Source organism: Streptomyces sp. NPDC090108, from assembly GCF_044747185.1.
GTDB lineage: Bacteria > Actinomycetota > Actinomycetes > Streptomycetales > Streptomycetaceae > Streptomyces.
The window spans coordinates 293595-312839 of record NZ_JBIVDQ010000008.1 but is presented as its reverse complement, the minus strand read 5'-3'; the positions used below and the strand labels follow the sequence as shown (position 1 = coordinate 312839).

Annotated in this window: 22 protein-coding genes; 14 read left to right on the top strand and 8 right to left on the bottom strand. The window is 71.8% G+C overall.

Annotation, left to right across the window (positions count from 1 at the left end; genetic code table 11):
• The first annotated feature begins 13 nt into the window (after positions 1-13).
• On the top strand, positions 14-346 hold the full coding sequence (locus tag ACIPRD_RS27790; protein WP_356396701.1) for a hypothetical protein: 333 nt from the start codon (positions 14-16) through the stop codon (positions 344-346).
• A gap of 293 nt (positions 347-639) precedes the next feature.
• Here the strand turns inward: ACIPRD_RS27790 and ACIPRD_RS27785 are convergent, their stop codons facing one another.
• Complete coding sequence (locus tag ACIPRD_RS27785; RefSeq protein WP_356396704.1) at positions 640-1233, bottom strand: nicotinamidase; 594 nt, start codon at positions 1231-1233, stop codon at positions 640-642.
• A gap of 125 nt (positions 1234-1358) precedes the next feature.
• Complete coding sequence (locus ACIPRD_RS27780; protein WP_356396707.1) at positions 1359-2705, bottom strand: nicotinate phosphoribosyltransferase; 1347 nt, start codon at positions 2703-2705, stop codon at positions 1359-1361.
• Between the two features lie 57 nt (positions 2706-2762).
• Between ACIPRD_RS27780 and clpS the strand changes: the two genes are divergently transcribed.
• The 9 genes from clpS to ACIPRD_RS27735 all read left to right on the top strand — a co-directional run bounded on the left by clpS (position 2763) and on the right by ACIPRD_RS27735 (position 10399).
• Positions 2763-3080, top strand: a complete 318-nt coding sequence (clpS, locus tag ACIPRD_RS27775; protein ID WP_356396710.1) for an ATP-dependent Clp protease adapter ClpS — start codon at positions 2763-2765, stop codon at positions 3078-3080.
• 12 nt (positions 3081-3092) lie between these two features.
• Entirely contained in the window at positions 3093-3704 is a 612-nt protein-coding gene (locus ACIPRD_RS27770; protein WP_356396713.1) for a DUF2017 domain-containing protein, read from the top strand.
• A gap of 341 nt (positions 3705-4045) precedes the next feature.
• On the top strand, positions 4046-5464 hold the full coding sequence (locus ACIPRD_RS27765; RefSeq protein ID WP_356396716.1) for an amino acid permease: 1419 nt from the start codon (positions 4046-4048) through the stop codon (positions 5462-5464).
• 144 nt (positions 5465-5608) lie between these two features.
• Positions 5609-6031: a M67 family metallopeptidase gene (locus ACIPRD_RS27760; protein WP_356396719.1), complete on the top strand. Its 423-nt coding sequence runs from the start codon at positions 5609-5611 to the stop codon at positions 6029-6031.
• A 123-nt stretch (positions 6032-6154) separates the two neighbouring features.
• Positions 6155-6250 (top strand): putative leader peptide, encoded by a 96-nt coding sequence (locus ACIPRD_RS27755; RefSeq protein WP_356396721.1) that lies wholly within the window; start codon positions 6155-6157, stop codon positions 6248-6250.
• A 98-nt stretch (positions 6251-6348) separates the two neighbouring features.
• A complete protein-coding gene (locus ACIPRD_RS27750; RefSeq protein ID WP_356396724.1) occupies positions 6349-6627 on the top strand; it encodes a MoaD/ThiS family protein in 279 nt (92 codons plus the stop codon).
• Between the two features lie 17 nt (positions 6628-6644).
• Positions 6645-7595 (top strand): cysteine synthase, encoded by a 951-nt coding sequence (locus ACIPRD_RS27745; protein ID WP_356396727.1) that lies wholly within the window; start codon positions 6645-6647, stop codon positions 7593-7595.
• A gap of 308 nt (positions 7596-7903) precedes the next feature.
• A complete protein-coding gene (locus tag ACIPRD_RS27740) occupies positions 7904-9700 on the top strand; it encodes a hypothetical protein (RefSeq protein ID WP_356396730.1) in 1797 nt (598 codons plus the stop codon).
• A gap of 144 nt (positions 9701-9844) precedes the next feature.
• Complete coding sequence (locus ACIPRD_RS27735) at positions 9845-10399, top strand: hypothetical protein (protein WP_401566902.1); 555 nt, start codon at positions 9845-9847, stop codon at positions 10397-10399.
• Between the two features lie 49 nt (positions 10400-10448).
• Here the strand turns inward: ACIPRD_RS27735 and ACIPRD_RS27730 are convergent, their stop codons facing one another.
• Positions 10449-10907, bottom strand: coding sequence for a type II toxin-antitoxin system PemK/MazF family toxin (locus ACIPRD_RS27730; RefSeq protein ID WP_356398996.1), 459 nt, complete (start codon positions 10905-10907; stop codon positions 10449-10451).
• Between the two features lie 285 nt (positions 10908-11192).
• Here ACIPRD_RS27730 and ACIPRD_RS27725 point away from each other — a divergent pair, with 285 nt between their 5' ends.
• A complete protein-coding gene (locus ACIPRD_RS27725) occupies positions 11193-11945 on the top strand; it encodes an MBL fold metallo-hydrolase (RefSeq protein ID WP_356396736.1) in 753 nt (250 codons plus the stop codon).
• 83 nt (positions 11946-12028) lie between these two features.
• Here the strand turns inward: ACIPRD_RS27725 and ACIPRD_RS27720 are convergent, their stop codons facing one another.
• Entirely contained in the window at positions 12029-13339 is a 1311-nt protein-coding gene (locus ACIPRD_RS27720) for a PTS transporter subunit EIIC (protein ID WP_401566898.1), read from the bottom strand.
• A gap of 181 nt (positions 13340-13520) precedes the next feature.
• On the opposite strand from ACIPRD_RS27720, the gene ACIPRD_RS27715 reads away from it, so the two are divergent.
• The 3 genes from ACIPRD_RS27715 (at position 13521) to ACIPRD_RS27705 (ending at position 15126) form a co-directional block, all read left to right on the top strand.
• On the top strand, positions 13521-13754 hold the full coding sequence (locus ACIPRD_RS27715; RefSeq protein ID WP_356396742.1) for a PTS glucose/sucrose transporter subunit IIB: 234 nt from the start codon (positions 13521-13523) through the stop codon (positions 13752-13754).
• 78 nt (positions 13755-13832) lie between these two features.
• Entirely contained in the window at positions 13833-14570 is a 738-nt protein-coding gene (gene rph / locus ACIPRD_RS27710; protein WP_356396744.1) for a ribonuclease PH, read from the top strand.
• 148 nt (positions 14571-14718) lie between these two features.
• A complete protein-coding gene (locus tag ACIPRD_RS27705) occupies positions 14719-15126 on the top strand; it encodes a hypothetical protein (protein ID WP_401566894.1) in 408 nt (135 codons plus the stop codon).
• A gap of 49 nt (positions 15127-15175) precedes the next feature.
• On the opposite strand, the gene ACIPRD_RS27700 is transcribed toward ACIPRD_RS27705, so the two are convergent.
• The 4 genes from ACIPRD_RS27700 to ACIPRD_RS27685 form a co-directional block, all read right to left on the bottom strand.
• Positions 15176-15913 carry a DUF1707 domain-containing protein gene (locus ACIPRD_RS27700; protein WP_356396750.1) on the bottom strand — a complete coding sequence of 246 codons (738 nt, stop codon included), beginning with the start codon at positions 15911-15913 and terminating at the stop codon, positions 15176-15178.
• Between the two features lie 9 nt (positions 15914-15922).
• Positions 15923-16996: an ATP-binding cassette domain-containing protein gene (locus tag ACIPRD_RS27695; RefSeq protein ID WP_401566892.1), complete on the bottom strand. Its 1074-nt coding sequence runs from the start codon at positions 16994-16996 to the stop codon at positions 15923-15925.
• Positions 16997-16999: 3 nt separating this feature from the next.
• Positions 17000-17791 carry an ABC transporter permease gene (locus ACIPRD_RS27690; protein ID WP_401566890.1) on the bottom strand — a complete coding sequence of 264 codons (792 nt, stop codon included), beginning with the start codon at positions 17789-17791 and terminating at the stop codon, positions 17000-17002.
• Positions 17792-17978: 187 nt separating this feature from the next.
• Positions 17979-18779 carry an ABC-2 family transporter protein gene (locus tag ACIPRD_RS27685; protein WP_356396756.1) on the bottom strand — a complete coding sequence of 267 codons (801 nt, stop codon included), beginning with the start codon at positions 18777-18779 and terminating at the stop codon, positions 17979-17981.
• Between the last annotated feature and the right edge of the window lie 466 nt (positions 18780-19245).

Sequence of the window (19245 nt, the reverse complement as noted above, 5' to 3'; positions counted from 1 at the left end):
GGGACGTGACCGCATGGCCGCAGGAGGCTTCAGCAAGCTGCCGAACGGCACGGTGGTGGTGGCACTGAACCTGCCGCACGGCGCCGACGGCTCACCCGGGGTGCGGGTGCTGGTGCACGCGCAGAACCGGGCCCGTGCGTTGACGCGGCTGCGGAATCTGGGGTTGCGGGCGGTGTATCTGCGGGGGAACTCGGCGCCGCCTTCGCCGGACGAGATCACGGCGGTGCTGCATCATCCGGACGGGTTGATATGGCGGACGGCCCGGGGGGAGGGTGTCGCTTCGACCGAGTTGTGGCATCCGATCCGGGCGTTGTTGCGGGGACGGGTGGCGACTCCGCAGCTATGAGGGTTCCCGTGCGGGTGCGGGGTGGTCTGTCGCGCAGTTCCCCGCGCCCCTGGGGGTGGGCCGGGGTGGGTTTTATCGCGCCGGCCCGGGGTGGCTTGTCGCGCAGTTCCCCGCGCCCCTGGGGGGTGGGGGCTGAGGTGGGGTTTGCCGTGCCGGCCGGTGGTGGCTTGTCGCGCAGTTCCTCGCGCCCCCGGGGTGGGGGGGGGTTGGGGTGCGTTTTCGGGTGCGGGTGCGGGGTGGTTTGTTGCGCAGTTCCTCGCGCCCCTGGGGGGGTGGGGGACTGGGGGTGGGGGTCAGGTGTTGATGACGGGTTTGCCGGTGAGGTCCACGCCGGCGGTGCGGAGTTCTTCCAGGGCGGTCTCGGTGGTGCCGGGGGAGACTCCGGCGGTGAGATCCAGGAGGACCTGGGTGCGGAAGCCCTCCCGGGCCGCGTCCAGCGCGGTCGCCCGCACGCAGTGGTCCGTGGCGATGCCCACCACGTCGACCTCGTCGATCTGCCGGGCGCGCAGCCAGTCGCCGAGCTTCACCCCGTTCTCGTCGGCCCCCTCGAACCCGCTGTACGCCGCCGCGTAGGCCCCCTTGTCGAAGACCGCGTCCACCGCGCCGGACGCGACGGCGGGCGCGAAGTTCGGGTGGAAGCCGACCCCCTCGGTACCGGCGACGCAGTGCGCCGGCCAGGACCGGACGTAGTCCGGGTTGTCCGCGAAGTGCCCGCCCGGCGCGATGTGATGGTCACGGGTCGCGACCACGTGCCGGTACCCGGTGCCCGCCGCCTGCCCGATCAGCTCGGTGATGGCGGCGGCCACGTCCGCGCCACCGGACACCGCGAGGCTGCCGCCCTCGCAGAAGTCGTTCTGCACATCTACGACGATCAAGGCGCGGCGCATGGCGGGTGTCCTTCGGTGGGGGTCCCCCTCGCCCGGAGCACTCGGGGGAGTGTCGATTGTCTGAGCCTAGAGACTTCGCGGCCGGTGCGGGAGGGGGCCTTCACGGGGTGCACGGCGGTCCCGCTCTAGTTACCCGGACCCGGGTGTACGTACTCCGTCGGAATGACGGGTTCCCCGCGCGACAGCTGGGTCGCGGACAGCGGAAGGTTCGCCCGCGCCGCGATGTGCCGCTCGCGTGCCGCGTCGAGCGGCTCGCGCGCGACCACCTCGCCGCCCTTGACCAGCCGCACCAGCAGCTGCCGGCCCTCCAGCTCCTCGGGGACCGGTCCGGTGCCCACCACCTCGGCCTCGGCCACGCCGTACGCGTCCAGCCGGCGCGCCGCCCACTTGCGGCCGCCGACGGAGGTCTTGCCCCCGGTCGACCGCTTCGCCACCGGCACCAGCGGGGCCGCCGGGTCGGCGGACTCGGCGCGGGCGACCAGCTTGTAGACCATGGAGCAGGTCGGGTGCCCGGAGCCGGTCACCAGCTGGGTGCCGACGCCGTACGCGTCCACGGGGGCCGCCGCCAGCGAGGCGATGGCGTACTCGTCCAGGTCGGAGGTGACGACGATCCGGGTGTCCCGCGCGCCCAGCTCGTCCAGCTGCTGCCGCACCCGGTGCGCGACCAGCAGCAGGTCGCCGGAGTCGATGCGCACCGCGCCCAGCTCGGGACCGGCCACCTCCACCGCCGTGCGGACGGCCTCCGCGACGTCGTAGGTGTCGACCAGCAGCGTGGTGCCGCGGCCGAGGGTGTCCACCTGGGCGCGGAAGGCGTCGCGCTCGCTGTCGTGCAGCAGGGTGAAGGCGTGCGCGGAGGTGCCGACGGTGGGGATGCCGTAACGGAAACCCGCCGCCAGGTCGGAGGTGGTCGCGAAGCCGCCGACGTAGGCGGCGCGCGCGGCGGCCACCGCGGCCAGCTCGTGGGTGCGGCGCGCGCCCATCTCGATCAGCGGACGCCCGCCCGCGGCCGAGGCCATCCGGGAGGCGGCGGCCGCGATGGCCGAGTCGTGGTTGAGGATGGAGAGGATCACGGTCTCCAGCAGCACGCACTCCGCGAAGCTGCCCTCGACCCGCAGGACCGGCGAGCCGGGGAAGTACACCTCGCCCTCGGGGTAGCCCCAGATGTCACCGCCGAAGCGGTAGCCGGCGAGCCACTCCAGGGTCCGCTCGTCGATGATGCCCCGGTCGCGCAGGAAGCCGAGCTGGCGTTCGTCGAAACGGAAGTTCTCGACCGCGTCCAGGACACGCCCGGTGCCCGCCGTCACCCCGTAGCGGCGCCCGTTCGGCAGCCTGCGGGTGAAGACCTCGAAGACGCTGCGCCGGCCGGCCGTACCGGCCTTCAGCGCGGCCTGCAGCATGGTCAGCTCGTACTGGTCCGTGAAGAGAGCCGTCGAGGGAACGTCCACCGGCAGCCCTAGGTCCGCTGTGCTCATGACGAGGGATGGTACTCCCATTTCGTCAGTGTGACGATTTGTGGGACGCGTGGCAGCATGGGCACTGTGACGTCACCCGCGCCCGTAGAGATCGAACGCACCGAGTCGGCGGAGGAGGTCTTCGCCGTACCCGAACCCGACGTCCCCTGGATCACGATCGTCCACAATGATCCGGTCAACCTCATGAGCTACGTGACGTACGTCTTCCAGTCGTACTTCGGCTACTCCAAGGACAAGGCCACCAAGCTCATGCTCGACGTCCACCACAAGGGCCGGGCGGTCGTCTCCAGCGGCAGTCGCGAGGAGATGGAACGCGACGTGCAGGCGATGCACGGCTACGGTCTGTGGGCCACCCTCCAGCAGGACCGGAAGTAGCAGCGCAGTCATATGCCAGGACACTTCGAACCGCTCCCCGGCGGCGGCGCGGCCGTCGCGCTCGACGACGTCGAGATCTCCATCATCCGCTCCCTCGCGGTCCAGCTCCTGGAGCTGATCGGCCCCGGCCCCGGTGAGGACGCCCCGGCCGATCCGCTCGCCGAGCTGTTCGCCGAGGGCCCGAGCGAGCCGCCGGCCGACCCGGTCCTCAGGCGGCTCTTCCCGGACGCCTACAGCGACCCGGAGAAGGCGCCGGACTCGCCCTTCGACGCGGAGGAGCGGCGCGCCCACTCCGCCGAGTTCCGCCGCTACACCGAGAACGACCTCCGGGCCGGCAAGCGGGAGACCGCCCTCGTGGTGATCCGCACGCTGGACGCGCTGGCCCCGGCGGCCGGCGACGGCGGCGGGGCGGTGCTGAAGCTGACGCAGGACGAGTCCCGGCAGTGGCTCGGCGCCCTCAACGACCTCCGGCTGGCGATCGGCGCCCGGCTGGAGATCACCGACGAGGACGACGCCGATCTCCTCTACCACCTCCCCGACGAGGACCCGCGCAAGCCGATGGTGCTCGCCTATCTGTGGCTCGGAGGCCTCCAGGAGACCCTCGTCTCCACCCTCATGTCCTGATTCGGGGCGATTTCGCGTTCGCTCAGCGGACGCTCAAATCCGGATAACGATCCCGTCACCGTTGCGGCCTGGTTTGTCGCATTCGGGCGCTCTTTGTCCGGTTCTTCCTGTGTGTTGCGCCACATCCACGCTCTGCGTTCTTCGGTGCGGCCGTGATACATCTTCACGACCGCCCGGCGAACACCACCCTTGTCCGCCGGGTGCGCCACCGAGCCGGCGACCGCCGGCCAGGCAATGGACGGGCTCGCGAAACCCGTCCAGCTCCATCAATCCGGGGGGATCGAAACCCGCCCCGAGGCCGACTGAAGGCCCGGGTCGGCATGGAGAAAGGCGCACCAGACATGGCCTCGGAAAAGGTCTCCGCAGCCCCTGAGGAGGGGTACGAGCGAGGGCTCGGCAGCCGCCAGGTCCAGATGATCGCGATCGGCGGCGCCGTCGGCGTCGGCCTCTTCCTGGGCGCCGGGGCGAACATCGCCAAGGCCGGCCCCAGCCTGATCCTGATGTACGCCGTCGCGGGCGCGATCATCTTCTTCATCATGCGGGCCCTGGGCGAGCTGCTGCTCTACCGCCCCGTCTCCGGCTCCTTCGCCGAGTACTCGCGCGAGTTCCTCGGCCCGTTCTTCGGCTACTTCACCGGCTGGACGTACTGGCTGATGTGGGTCGTCACCGGTATGGCCGAACTGACGGCCGCCGCGATCTACGTCAACTACTGGTTCCCGTCCGTCCCGCAGTGGGTGACGGCGCTGGTCTTCCTGGTGATCCTCTTCGGCGTCAACCTGATCTCCGTCAAGCTCTTCGGTGAGCTGGAGTTCTGGTTCTCGATGGTCAAGGTCACCGCCCTGATCGGCATGATCGTCATCGGTCTCGGCGTGCTCACCTTCGGCTTCAGCGCCGCCGGCGACACCGCGCACGTGTCCAACCTGTGGCAGTTCGACGGCTTCTTCCCCAAGGGAATCGGTTCCTCGCTGATGACGCTGCAGGGCGTCATGTTCGCCTACCTCGCCGTCGAGCTGGTCGGTGTGACCGCGGGCGAGTCCGAAGACCCGGAGAAGACCCTCCCGAAGGCCATCAACACGCTGCCCTGGCGCATCGCCCTGTTCTACGTCGGTGCCCTCTCGGTGATCCTCTGCGTGGTCAAGTGGACCGAGTTCGCGCCGGGCGTCAGCCCCTTCGTGAAGGCGTTCGCGGAGATCGGCATCCCGGCCGGCGCCGGCATCGTGAACTTCGTCGTCCTCACCGCGGCCCTGTCCTCCTGCAACTCCGGCATGTACTCCACCGGCCGCATGCTGCGCACCCTGGCGGACAACGGCGAGGCCCCGCGCGTCTTCGCCCGCCTGTCCTCCACCAAGACCCCGGCGTTCGGCGTCACCGTGTCCGTGCTGTTCATGGGCATCGGCGTGGTCCTGAACTACGTCGTCCCGGAGAAGGCCTTCGCGTACGTCACCTCCGTCGCCACCGCGGCCGGCATCTGGACCTGGCTGATGATCCTGGTCAGCCACGTCCGCTACCGCCGCGCGGTCACCGCGGGCCGGCTGCCCGCCTCGTCCTTCCCGGCGCCGGGCGGCGCGGTGTGCTCGTACATCGCCATCGCCTTCCTGCTCTTCGTCACCGGCTTGATCGCGTACGATTCCGACTCCCGCATCTGCCTGTACGTGATGGCGGCGTGGGCACTCGTGCTCGGCATCGGATGGTTCTTCATGAAGTCCCGTTCGCCCGAGATCACCGACCGCGGTGAGCCGGCCCTGGAGAAGGTCGGCTGACCTTCCGGGGGGACCACCCCCAGGACGTCCGGCCGCCGGGAGTACTCGTGGCACTCCCGGTGGCCGCCGCTCAGGACGTCCGGCATGCGGGCCGTTCCGTACCACATCCCGGTACGGGACGGCCCCTTGTCTATCCTGGCGCGCATGCTGACCCTCACCCAGGCCCTGCACGACCAGATCGTCGCCCACGCGCGCAAGGACCACCCCGACGAGGCGTGCGGCGTCGTCGCGGGCGCCGCGGGCTCCGACCGCCCCGAGCGCTTCATCCCGATGCTCAACGCGGCCATGTCGCCGACGTTCTACGAGTTCGACTCCGGTGACCTGCTCAGGCTCTACCGCGAGATGGACGACCGCGACGAGGAGCCGGTGATCGTCTACCACTCCCACACCGCGACCGAGGCCTACCCCTCCCGCACCGACATCGGCTACGCGGGCGAGCCCGGCGCCCACTACGTCCTCGTCTCCACCGCCGACACCGACGGCCTCGGCGAGTTCCAGTTCCGCTCCTTCCGGATCGTCGACGGCGAGGTCACGGAGGAGGAGGTCAGGATCGTGGAGGCGTACTGACCGCCGCCGGGTGCCGGGGCGGCTCGCGGGTCCCGGCGGGCGCCGCCCACACTCCGGTCGGTGTTCATCCACCATGCGAGATCGCCTTCCAGGACCCGGACCGGGAATCGATACGATGAGCCCATGGTTCTGAACGACGTGAGCGACGAGGCGCCGGGCATGCTGCTCGTGGCGCGGCTCCACGTCGATCTGTGCAGGCTGAACAGCGCCATCTGTTGACGTCCCCGCCGCCGTGCGGCCGGGAGCCGCGGCGCGGTCCGCCGCGCGTGCCCCGCATCGACGAATTCGACGACCCTTTTCCGACAGGAGCCCGCAACATGGCCATCGAGGTCCGCATCCCCACGATCCTCCGCACGTACACCGGCGGCGAGAAGGCCGTCGACGGCACCGGGGAGACCCTCGCCGAGCTCTTCGCCGACCTCGAGACCCGGCACACGGGCATCCGGGAGCGCATCGTCGAGGACGGCAAGCTGCGCCGCTTCGTGAACGTGTACCTGAACGACGAGGACGTCCGTTTCGTCGACGGCATCGACACCAAGCTGTCGGACGGCGACACCGTGACGATCCTGCCGGCCGTCGCCGGCGGCATGGCCTGACCGGCCGTCGTACTCCGATGCGCTACGACTCCCCGCTGGCCGCGGTGGGCAACACCCCGTTGGTGCGCCTGCCGCGGCTCTCGCCGTCCCCCGACGTCCGGATCTGGGCCAAGCTGGAGGACCGCAACCCCACCGGCTCGGTCAAGGACCGCCCCGCCCTGCACATGATCGAGCAGGCGGAGAAGGACGGCCGGCTTACCCCCGGCTGCACGATCCTGGAACCGACCTCCGGCAACACCGGCATCTCGCTGGCGATGGCCGCCAAGCTCAAGGGCTACCGCATGGTGTGCGTGATGCCCGAGAACACCTCGCAGGAACGGCGGGACCTGCTCGCCATGTGGGGTGCCGAGATCATCCCCTCCCCGGCCGCGGGCGGCTCCAACACCGCCGTGCGCGTGGCCAAGGAACTGTCCGCGGAGCACCCCGACTGGGTGATGCTCTACCAGTACGGCAACCCGGACAACGCCGGTGCCCACTACGCCACGACCGGCCCGGAGATCCTCGCGGACCTGCCCTCGGTCACCCACTTCGTCGCGGGCCTCGGCACCACCGGCACCCTGATGGGCGTCGGCCGCTACCTGCGCGAGAACAAGCCGGACGTGAAGATCGTCGCCGCCGAGCCGCGCTACGACGACATCGTGTACGGCCTGCGCAACCTCGACGAGGGCTTCGTGCCCGAGCTGTACGACGCCTCCGTGCTCACCACCCGTTTCTCGGTCGGCTCCGAGGACGCGGTCGCCCGCACCCGCGAACTCCTCCAGCAGGAGGGCATCTTCGCGGGCGTCTCCACCGGCGCCGCCCTGCACGCGGCGATCGGGGTAGGCAGGAAGGCGGTCAGAGCGGGCGAGAGCGCCGACATCGTGTTCATCGTCGCCGACGGCGGCTGGAAGTACCTCTCGACCGGCGTCTACACCGCCGCCACCACCGAAGAGGCGATCGAGACCCTGCACGGCCAGCTCTGGGCCTAGGGGGCGTCTCCCCTAGGGGCGTCCGGGCAGGCGGTTTCATGCCTGTCTCTTGATCAAAAACGCGTCAGCCCCCTCTCATGAGGGGGCCAACCGCATTCTATGGAGGGGCAAAGAATTCCCTCCGGTACTGCCGTGCGTCCGCCCGCCGGCCGTACGTTCCTCGCGCACAGTGTCATGTCCTTAACAGCAATGCTCAGCAGCCGCTGAGTGTCATGCTCATGACTGCGCGGTCGCCGCCGCTACGCGCGTCACGGGCCCTGCCCCACCCCGTACGAGAACCCCCACCTTCCCCACGGAGGCAGCACCCCATGCGTGAGTCACGCACGAGCCGGCGGAGTCTGCGAAGACTTCTCTCCGTCGCCCTCCCCGCCCTCGCCCTCTCCGTCGCCGGCCTCGCCGCCGCGCCGACCGCCGGGGCCCAGCCCGGCGCCGCCGCACCCCACGTCTCCCGGTCCACGCAGAACGCCAAGGCCCTGACCGCCGCCGACCGGCAGATCTTCCACACCACCGGCAAGGCCGGCCAGAAGGTCCCCACCACCCACCTGTGCGCCACCGCCGCGCCGGGCCACGCGTCCTGCTTCGCGCAGCGCCGCACCGACATCAAGCAGCGGCTCGCCACGGCGCTCGCCGCCGCCGCGCCCTCCGGCCTCTCCCCGGCCAACCTGCACAGCGCCTACAGCCTGCCCTCCACCGGCGGTTCGGGCCTGACGGTCGCGGTCGTCGACGCGTACAACAACCCCAACGCCGAAGCGGACCTCGCCACTTACCGCTCGACCTTCGGCCTGTCCGCCTGCACCAAGGCCAACGGCTGCTTCAAGCAGGTCAGCCAGACCGGCTCCACCACCTCGCTGCCCACCAACGACACGGGCTGGGCGGGTGAAGAGGCGCTGGACATCGACATGGTCAGCGCGGTCTGCCCCAACTGCAACATCACCCTGGTCGAGGCCAACTCCGCCAACGACAGCGACCTCGGCATAGCCGAGAACGAGGCCGTCTCCCTCGGCGCCAAGTTCGTCTCCAACAGCTGGGGCGGCTCCGAGGCGTCCTCCCAGACCACCGAGGACACGCAGTACTTCAAGCACCCGGGCGTCGCCATCACCGTCTCCGCCGGTGACGAGGCCTACGGCGCCGAGTACCCGGCGACCTCCCAGTACGTGACCGCCGTCGGCGGCACCGCGCTCACCACCGCCTCCAACTCCCGCGGCTGGAGCGAGTCGGTCTGGCACACCAGCTCCACCGAGGGCACCGGCTCCGGCTGCTCCGCCTACGACCCGAAGCCCGCCTGGCAGACCGACACCGGCTGCGCCAAGCGCATGGAGGCCGACGTTTCCGCCGTCGCCGACCCGGCCACCGGCGTCGCGGTCTACGACACCTACGGCGGCTCCGGCTGGGCGGTCTACGGCGGCACCAGCGCCTCCGCGCCGATCATCGCCGGCGTCTACGCCCTCGCGGGCACCCCGGGCGCGACCGACTACCCGGCGAAGTACCCCTACAGCCACACCGCCAACCTGAACGACGTCACCACCGGCAACAACGGCACCTGCTCCACCTCGTACTTCTGCACCGCGCGCGCCGGCTACGACGGCCCGACCGGCTGGGGCACCCCGAACGGCACCGCGGCCTTCACCGCCGGCACCGGCGGTGGCGGCGGCACCTGCACCGCGTCCCAGCTGCTCGGCAACGCGGGCTTCGAGTCCGGCAGCACCGTCTGGACCGCCAGCACCGGCGTCATCACCAACGACACCGGTGAGGCCGCGCACGGCGGCTCCTACAAGGCCTGGCTCGACGGATACGGCTCCAGCCACACCGACACCGTCTCCCAGGCGGTGACCATCCCGGCCGGCTGCCACGCCACCTTCTCCTTCTACCTGCACGTCGACACCGCCGAGACCGGCAGCAGCGCCTTCGACAAGCTGACGGTGACCGCCAACTCCACCACCCTGGCGACGTACTCGAACGTCAACGCCGCCACCGGGTACGCCCTGAAGAGCTTCGACCTGTCCTCCTTCGCGGGCCAGACGGTCACCCTGAAGTTCAGCGGCGTGGAGGACACCTCCCTCCAGACCAGCTTCGTCCTCGACGACACCTCCGTCGCGACCAGCTGACCTCCTCCCCGCACCACACCCGGTCCCGCACCCGGACACCCGTCCGCGTGCGGGACCGGGCACGTCGCGGAGGGATCCATTTCCGCACCCGGTACGTCACATCCGTACCAGGGGCCGGCCGGCCACGGCAGAGAGGCGGACACCATGCGCCGTACGACACCCATCGCCACCGTCCTCGCGGCGGCGGCACTGCTCCTCACCGGCTGCGGCTCCCCGGGCGGGGCCGACGCCAAGGGGGACGGCGGCACGGTGTCCCCGTCGGCCGCCTCCCCCTCCTCCCCGTCGCCGTCCGCCGCCTCCTCCGCACCGACCGCGCCCCCCGCGTCCTCCCCTTCTTCTCCGCCCGCCTCCTCGCCCTCGTCCCCGGCCGGCGCGGGCCGGTGCACCGGGCACGTGGAGCTGACGGCCGCCGACAACGGCCGTACCGTCTGCCTGACCAAGGGCGGGGAGCTGCGGCTCACCCTCGACGGGACCCGAAGCCGGCCCTGGAAGCCGGTCGCGGCGAGCGGGGGCGCCCTGGGGGCGGTCAACGCGGGCTTCGCCGTCCTGCCGGGCGACGCGACCGCGGCCTACCGGGCCCAGGCGGCCGGCACCACCCGGCTGACGTCCTCCCGGCCGCTGTGTGCCCGGCCCACGGCACCCGGCCAGGTCTCCTGCAAGGGGATCCAGGACTGGACCGTCACCGTCCGCGTGGCCTGAGGACCGCGTTCCGGGGAGACATCCCCAGGGGGTGTCTCCCGCTGTCCCGCTATCCCGCGAGGTGCCGTACCTGGTCCCACAGGACCGGGTCGACCACGCCCACCCGGCGCCGGAAGTCGCCCACCGGCACCTCGCGCAGCTCGTCGGTCTGGAGGAAGCTCGGCCGGCCCTGGGCGTCGCCGACCGCGCCCGGCGGCAGCGGGATCACCCCGGCGCGCTCGTCGTGGTACTTGCTGGTGATCTTCGCGACCGTCGCGCGGTCGCCGCGCACGGACAGCACCAGACAGGGCCGGTCCTTGACCTCGGGACGGTCCTCGTAGGGCACGTTCGCCCACCAGATGTCGCCCGGACGGGGACGCCCCGCCGCGCGGTCGCGCCGCTCAGGCCGCCCCGGCGGCCGCAACCGCCGTCCACCGGGCCTGCTGCCGCGACCCCAGCCGTCGACGAGCGTGGCGACCAGCGCGAGCAGTATCACCGCCGCGAGCGCCAGCCACCAGGACGTGTCCATAGGGACGACGTTACCGGCGCGCGCCTCGCCGTGCGCGCCCTCTGTGGATCCCATGCGCCCCGGGTCCAGCCGAACCGGTGACACCACAGGTGAGTTCGCCCACAACGGCCCCTGGCGGAGGAGTCACCCGCCCCCACGCGCCTTAGGCTCGACGAACCGCACTCTCCCCGTCACACCCTGTCTCCGGCACCGCGTTTCCCGCTTCTCCCGGCTCTCCGCTCCCTCGCTCCCCTTCATCCGCCCGCTCTCCGCCCACCGGTTCTGGCCAACGGAGGTTTCTGCTTCATGAAGCTCACCGTCGTCGGCTGCTCGGGGTCGTTCCCGTCCGCGGAATCGGCCTGTTCGAGCTACCTCGTAGAGGCCGACGGCTTCCGGCTGCTTCTCGACATGGGCAACGGCGCCCTCGGCGAGCTGCAGCGCCACTGCGGTCTCTACGACCTCGACGCGATCTTCCTCAGCCATCTGCACGCCGACCACTGCATCGACATGCTGGCCTACTTCGTCGCCCGCTACTACCGCCACGAAGGCGGCCGCTGCGACCCGATCCCGGTCTACGGCCCCGAGGGCACCGAACACCGGCTGACCACCGCCTACGCCGACACGCCCTCCGCCTCCTCCATGAGCGAGGTGTTCGACTTCCACACGGTCAAGCCGTCCACGTTCGAGATCGGCCCGTTCACCGTGCACACCGAGCGCGTCCCGCACCCCGTGGAGGCGTACGCCATCCGCGTCGAGCACGACGGCAAGGCCCTGACCTACTCGGGTGACACGGGCGTCAGCCCGGTGCTGGAGGAACTGGCCCGGGACACCGACCTGTTCCTGTGCGAGGCGGCGTTCACGCACGGCAAGGAGAACATCCCCGACCTCCACCTCAACGGCCGCGAGGCGGGGGAGACCGCGGCCCGTGCCGGCGCGGGGCTGCTGGTGCTCACCCACATCCCTCCGTGGACCGACCCGCTGGTCAACCTGGCGGACGCGCGCGAGGCGTTCGGCGGACCGGTGGAACTGGCCGTCCCGCGAACGGTCTACGAGATCTGACGGCCCCTTCCGCCCCGCACACCCCCGCCCCCGCCCCGCGGCGGCCCCGCCCCCGCGGGCCCGGCCGCCGCGGGGGCGGGGTGCTACCCGGCCCGCCCGGCCCCGCCCGGTTCCCCTGACGCCCCGTCCCCTTCGCCCCCTTCCCCGGGGTCCGCGCCCGGTTCCGTGTCCCGCTCGCGGCCCGGGGTGGGCAGGTCGAACCGGACGATGGCGAAGCGGAAGACGGCGTAGTAGACGGCCGCGAAGCACAGGCCCACCAGGACCAGGCCCCACGGGTCCGAGGCGATGCCCAGGTTCAGCCCGAAGTCCACCGCGCCCGCGGAGAAGCCGAAGCCGTCCCGCATGCCCAGCGCCCAGGTCAGCGCCATCGAGACACCGGTGAGCAGCGCGTGGACGGCGTACAGCGCCGGCGCGATGAACATGAAGGTGAACTCGACCGGCTCGGTGACGCCCGTGAGGAACGACGTCAGGGCGAGGGAGAGCATCATCCCGCCGACGGCTCTGCGGCGCTCCGGCCGGGCGCAGTGCGCGATGGCCAGGCAGGCGGCCGGCAGGGCGAACATCATGATCGGGAAGAAGCCGGTCATGAACTGGCCGGCGGTCGGATCACCGGCGAGGAAGCGCTGGATGTCGCCGCTCCTGCCGTGGAACTCGCCCGCCTGGAACCAGGGGAACGAGTTCAGCAGGTGGTGCATGCCGACCGGCAGGAGCGCGCGGTTGGCGACGCCGAAGACACCCGCGCCGACCGCCCCCGAGCCCACCAGCCACTCGCCGAGCCCGTGCAGCCCCGTGCCGAGGACCGGCCACACGAAGCCGAGGACGACGCCCAGGGCGAGACCCGCGAACGCCGACAGGATCGGCACCAGGCGCCGGCCGCCGAAGAAGCCCGCCCAGTCGGGCAGCCGCGTGCGGTGGAAGCGCTGGAACAGCAGCGCCACCACCAGCCCCATCACCACACCGCCGAGCACCTTGGCGTCCACCGGGGCGGCCGTCATGACGACCTTGCCGCCGACGGCCGTCGCCACCTTCGGCAGGTTTCCGTCCGTGAACGTGCCGAGCACGTTCCGGAAGACCAGATAGCCGACGACCGCCGCCAGCGCCGTCGAACCGTCCGACTTCCGCGCGAACCCGACCGCGACACCGACGGCGAACAGCAGCGCCATGTTGCCGAGGATCGCCTCGCCGCCCGCCGCCATGAACGACGCGGCCCGCGTCACCGGCGCCGGGAAGGAGGCACGGCCCAGCATGTCCTCGTGGCCGAGGCGCACCAGGAGGGCGCCGGCGGGCAGCACCGCGACCGGCAGCATCAGGCTGCGGCCGATGCGCTGGAGCACGGGCATCACCCCGGCGCCCTTGTTCTTCGCGGCCGGGGGAACGGCGGTCGCCGTGGTCACAACGTCCTCCTGGGGATCCGCCCGGCCGGCGCCGGGGGAGAGCGGGGCGGGGTCCGGGGGTGGCCGGGGCCGCCGCCCCGGCGGAATCGCCATCATGCGGCACGTACGGCCCGAATGCTCGCGAACGCGGTCCGACTGTGGGTTACTGCGACAAACCGGATCGGATCAGGGAGCGACAAGCATGGCCGGCAAGGCTGAGAAGATCGTCGCCGGGCTCGGCGGCATCGACAACATCGTCGAGATCGAGGGCTGCATCACCCGCCTGCGCACCGAGGTCGCGGACCCCTCACTGGTCGACGAGGCCGCGCTGAAGGCCGCCGGCGCCCATGGGGTCGTCCGGATGGGCACCGCGGTCCAGGTCGTCATCGGCACCGACGCCGACCCCGTCGCCGGGGAGATCGAGGACATGATGTGAGCCCCGGACCGCCCCCCGGCGGGGGCTCCTCCCGCCGGGGGCGGAGGCCGCCGCGCGAGTGCGGATAGGCTCGTGCCCATGTCTCGAATCGACGGCCGCACGCCCGAACAGCTCCGCCCGGTCACCATCGAACGCGGTTGGAGCAAGCACGCCGAGGGCTCCGTCCTCGTCTCCTTCGGCGACACCAAGGTCTTCTGCACCGCCTCCGTCACCGAAGGCGTCCCGCGCTGGCGCAAGGGCAGCGGCGAGGGCTGGGTCACCGCCGAGTACTCCATGCTGCCCCGCTCCACCAACACCCGCGGCGACCGCGAGTCGGTCCGGGGCAAGATCGGTGGCCGCACCCACGAGATCTCCCGCCTCATCGGCCGCTCCCTGCGCGCCGTCATCGACTACAAGGCGCTCGGCGAGAACACCATCGTCCTCGACTGCGACGTCCTCCAGGCCGACGGCGGCACGCGCACGGCGGCCATCACCGGCGCCTACGTGGCCCTCGCCGACGCCGTCGCCTGGGCCCAGGGCAAGAAGCTGGTCAAGGCCGGCCGGCAGCCGCTCACCGGCACGGTGTCGGCCGTGTCCGTCGGCATCGTCGGCGGCGTCCCCCTGCTCGACCTCTGCTACGAGGAGGACGTGCGCGCCGAGACCGACATGAACGTCGTCTGCACCGGCGACGGCCGCTTCGTCGAGGTCCAGGGCACCGCCGAGGCCACGCCCTTCGACCGCGCCGAGCTCGACTCCCTGCTCGACCTCGCCGTCGGCGGCTGCACCGAACTCGCCGCCCTCCAGAAGGCGGCCCTGGCCGCCACCCTGGAGAAGTAGGCCTCACCCCCGCCCAGGAGGGGCGGAAGCGCCGTCGCCCCCCGAGGGGGGCGGCAACCTCCGCCCCCTCCCCGGCGTCCCTCTTCGTACGGGTGCCCGGATCGCCGCCGCGCGCCCGGCCAGCCGTACCGGGGAGGGGAACACCGCCATGGCCGCCAGTCGACGCCGAGGCCGCACCACCGCCGTCGCGCTCACCGCGCTCACCGCCCTCACGGCGCTCACCGTGGGGCTCGCCACCGGCTGCGACGCCGTGCACAGGGCCCTGGACTGCGTGCAGACCGCCGACTCGATAGCCGACAGCGTCACCCGCCTCCAGCAGACCGTGGAGAACGCGGCGGACGACCCGGCCGGGGCCGACGCCTCCCTCGACTCCATCGAGAGCGACCTGAGGAAGATCGGCGACAGGACCGGCGACGCCGACGTCGACCAGGCGGTCGACCACCTGGACGAGGCCGTCGCCGACGTCCGTACCGCGCTCAGGAACGGCGACAGCACTCCCGACCTCGGCCCCGTCACCGACGCGGCGGGCGAACTGACGAAGGTGTGCACGCCGTAGAGCCGAGCCGGGACGCGCGGAAGGAGCGGGCGCCCGCGAGCGGACCCGCTCAGTCCTCCCCGCGCCCGCGTTCCAGACGCTCCCGGCGGCGCTGTTCCTTCAGCCGCTGCCGCTCGGCACGGGGGAGCTTGCGCTCCACTCCCACACCGCCCCAGAACGCGAAGCCGCCGACGACCACCCGGGGCGCGCCCGGCTCACCGCGCTCGTCCCACCGGGGATGCTCGAAGCCGCCCATGACGCCGATGCCGCGCACCACGACCTCGACCCCCGGCGGCACCGTCACCTGCACGCCGCCCATCACCGCGAAGCAGTTGATCTCGACCTCGCGGTCCGCGAAGTCCGCGTCCCGCAGGTCGATCTCCCCGCCGCCCCAGAACGCCAGGCACGTGAACCGCTTCGGCACCGTCCAGCGGCCCTTGCGCTGGAAGCCCGACATGACGGCGACCGCGCCTGTCGACGACCCCTCGCCGCCGACGATCCGACCCGCCCAATTCCCGCTCTCCACCGGATCCTTGGTGAAGGAGACCGGAGGCGCCGGGACCCCGGACGCCGGCAGGTCGCGGGTCAGCGGCGCCAGCTCGGCGTACGTACGCGCCTTGTACGCCGCGTCCAGCCGCTCCTCGAACTCCTCCATGTCCAGGCGCCCTTCGGCGACGGCGTCCCGCAGCACCTCGGCGACACGCTCGCGATCGGCGTCGGAGGCACGGAGATCCGGTACGGCTTCGGAGGCGCGGCGGTCCGGTACGGCATCGGAAGTGCGGCGGTCCGGACGGGCGTCGTCGGTCATGGCAGCAGCCTACGAGACCGCCTTCCCCGCGTACATCTTCGCGATGACCGCCTCGATGTCCGGCTCCCGCACCGACAGGTCCACCAGCGGATACCCCGCCGCGATGTGCGCCACGAGCGGCGCCGCCGACTGGCCCGCCGGGAACGCCAGCCACTGCCGGGGCCCCTCGACCCGCACCACCCGCGCCGACGGCACCTCGATCGGCGGCAGCTCCCGCTCCAGGTCCACCACCAGCGTCCGCTCGCCGTCCCCGGCCTCGTGCAGCCCGGCCAGCGGGCCGTCGTACATCAGCCGCCCGTGGTCGATCACCATCACCCGTGAGCACAGCTGCTCGATGTCCTGGAGATCGTGCGTCGTCAGCAGCACCGTCGTGCCGCGCGTGGTGTTCAACTCCTTGAGGAATCCCCGCACCTTGGCCTTCGAGACGACGTCCAGCCCGATCGTCGGCTCGTCCAGGTACAGCACCTCCGGATCGTGCAGCAGGGCCGCCGCGATGTCCCCGCGCATCCGCTGCCCCAGCGACAGCTGCCGCACGGGCACGTCCAACAGGTCGGCCAGTTCGAGCAGTTCGACGCAGCGGTCCAGGTTCTCCCGGTAACGGGCTTCGGGGATGCGGTACATGCGGTGGGCCAGCCGGTAGGAGTCGATCAGCGGCAGGTCCCACCACAGCGTCGTGCGCTGCCCGAACACCACCCCGATCCGGTGCGCCAGCCGTGCCCGCTCCCGTGACGGGTCGATCCCCGCCACCCGCAGCCGGCCGGCGCTCGGGGTCAGGATGCCGGTCAGCATCTTGATCGTCGTCGACTTCCCGGCGCCGTTCGGGCCGATGTACCCGACCATCTCGCCGCGCGCCACGGTGAACGAGATCGAGTCCACGGCCCGCACCTGCCGCCGCTCCCGCTTGAGGAACCCGGTCTTCCTGCGCACCTCGAAGACCTTCTCGACCTTCTCCAGCGCGATGAATCCGCCCGCTGTGTCCGGGGCGCGCCTGTGGTCCTCGCCGTCCCTGTCGTCCTTGCCGCTCTTGCCGTCCGTGGCCGCGCCGTCCTGCGTGGCGAGGCCGGTGACGTCGCCGTCCCGCATCCGTCAGCTCCCTGTGCTCCGATACGAACGAAGTCCCGCCCGCCACGCCAGCCCCGCCAGCGCGCAGCCCCCCACGGCCACCAGCGGCGGTGTGAACGCCACCCACGACGGCAGCCCCAGCGGATACGGCCGCCCCAGCACATAGCCGGCCGGCAGCCAGTTCACGAAGGCCAGCGGCAGCAGGTACGTCACCCCGCGCACCAGCTCCCGGCCGAACACCGTCGGCGGGTACTGCAGCAGTGTCGTACCCCCGTAGGTGAAGGCGTTCTGCACCTCCGAGGCGTCCTGCGCCACGAACTGGAAGGCCGCGCCCGCCACGAACACCGCGCAGAAGATCCCGAACCCGCTGACCACCGTCACCGGGATCAGCGCCAGCTTCACCGCCGTCCAGTCCACGTCCAGCCGGGACAGCGACCAGCCCAGCACCAGCGATCCCTGCGTCACCCGGCCCAGCCGGCGCAGCGCGAACCGGTCCGCCGCCACCTGCGCCAGCACCGGCGCGGGCCGCACCAGCAGCGTGTCCAGCGTGCCGTCCCGCACCCGCCGTCCCAGCCGGTCCATCGAGCCGATCGCCAGGTCCGCCAGTCCGAAGGACACCGCCGACAGCCCGTACAGGAAGGCCACTTCCGGCAGCGAGTACCCGCCGAGCGCCTTCACCTGCGAGAACATCAGCATGATCGTGACAAAGTCGAAGAAGGTCGCCGTGAAGTTGCCGAACGCGGTCATCACGAAGGAGGCCCGGTAGGCCATCGTGGACCGCATCCACATCCCCGCGACCAGCAGATAGGTCCGCACGCCCGCCCGCACCTGCGCGCGCCGCCCGGCGGGCCCGAAGCCGGGCGACTCCGCGCCGGACCACCCGGGGCCTGACCACGCGGGGCCGGACCGCGCTGGGCCGGACCAAGCGGGACCGGGCGGCTCCGGGTCGGGTGACCCGGCCCCGGGCGGCTCGGGGTCGGGGGCCTGCCGTACGCGGACGTCCTCAGCCACCCTGGACCACCACCCGTCGTGTCGCCACGGACTGCACCAGCCGTCCCGCGCCCAGCAGGGCCACCGCCCACGCCCCCTGGAACAGATAGGTGGGCAGCGGATCCGCCTTCCCCAGCAGCAGGTCCGCCGGAGCCTGGAGCAGCGAGGACCACGGCAGCAGCCGTACGGTCTCGCCGAGCGCGCCGGGGAAGACGTTCAGCGGCAGCAGCATCCCCGAGCAGAAGAACCCGACGAGCCAGGTCATCTGGGACACCCCGGCACCGTCCAGCAGCCAGAACGCGCTCAGCGCCACCAGGTACCTGATCCCGAACCCGACCAGCATCGCCAGCACGACGGACACCGCGAAGGCCGCCCAAGTGCCCGCGTCCCGCGGCAGATACGCCGGGAACAGCAGCGCGCCGAAGGCGAACGGGACCAGCCCGCGCCCCAGCAGCTGGAAGCAGGCGCGGCCGATGTCGGCCGCCAGCCACCACAACTGGAGGTCGGCGGGCCGGTACAGGTCGATCGCCACGTCCCCCGTACGGATGCGTTCCATCAACTCGTCCTCGACGCCGCCGCCTCCGAGCGCGAGCGTCGACAGGAACGCCTGCCCCAGCCACACGTACGTGATGGCCTGGGAACGGTCGTATCCGCCCAGATGCGGCTTCTCGTTCCACAGCGCGAGGTAGGTGTAGACGAGGATCAGCCCGAAGGCCGTGTTGGTGAACACCCCTGCCGCAGTGGCGATCCGGTACGTCGCGTACCGTCTGAATCCCCCTGCCGCGACAGCCGCGTACAACCGTCCAGCGCCCACGCGTGTCCACCTCCTCGGACTGCTCGCACCGAAGCGCAGGAGCCTAGTCCGGAGCCCGGCCGACGGCCACGCGTTTTCGTGCCAGAAGCGTGCCGGAATCCGGGAACGGAATGCCAGGTGCGAGAGTCTTCAACCAGGGGGCGCAGAAGGCGTACGAGGCGTACGGGAACGTACGACGAAACAGGAGTCCGTGCACGACATGAGCGACGAGCCGCAGCCGCAGCAGCCCAACGAGGGCGGGGCGTCAAGACAACCGCTGCGGGCTGAAGGGCCCGGTGGGCCCGGCCGCCGGGATGTCCCGGCCACATCACAGGGGGCCGAACAGGCCGCGAAGGGGGACCAGGGGGCTGCGCCCACGGCCGGCGGGACCGGCGGGAACACCGGCCGCGAGGGCCGCGAGAACGAGCGCACCGGCGCCCGGGGCACCGACGGCGGTGCCGCCCAGGGCAGCCACGGCAACCAGGGC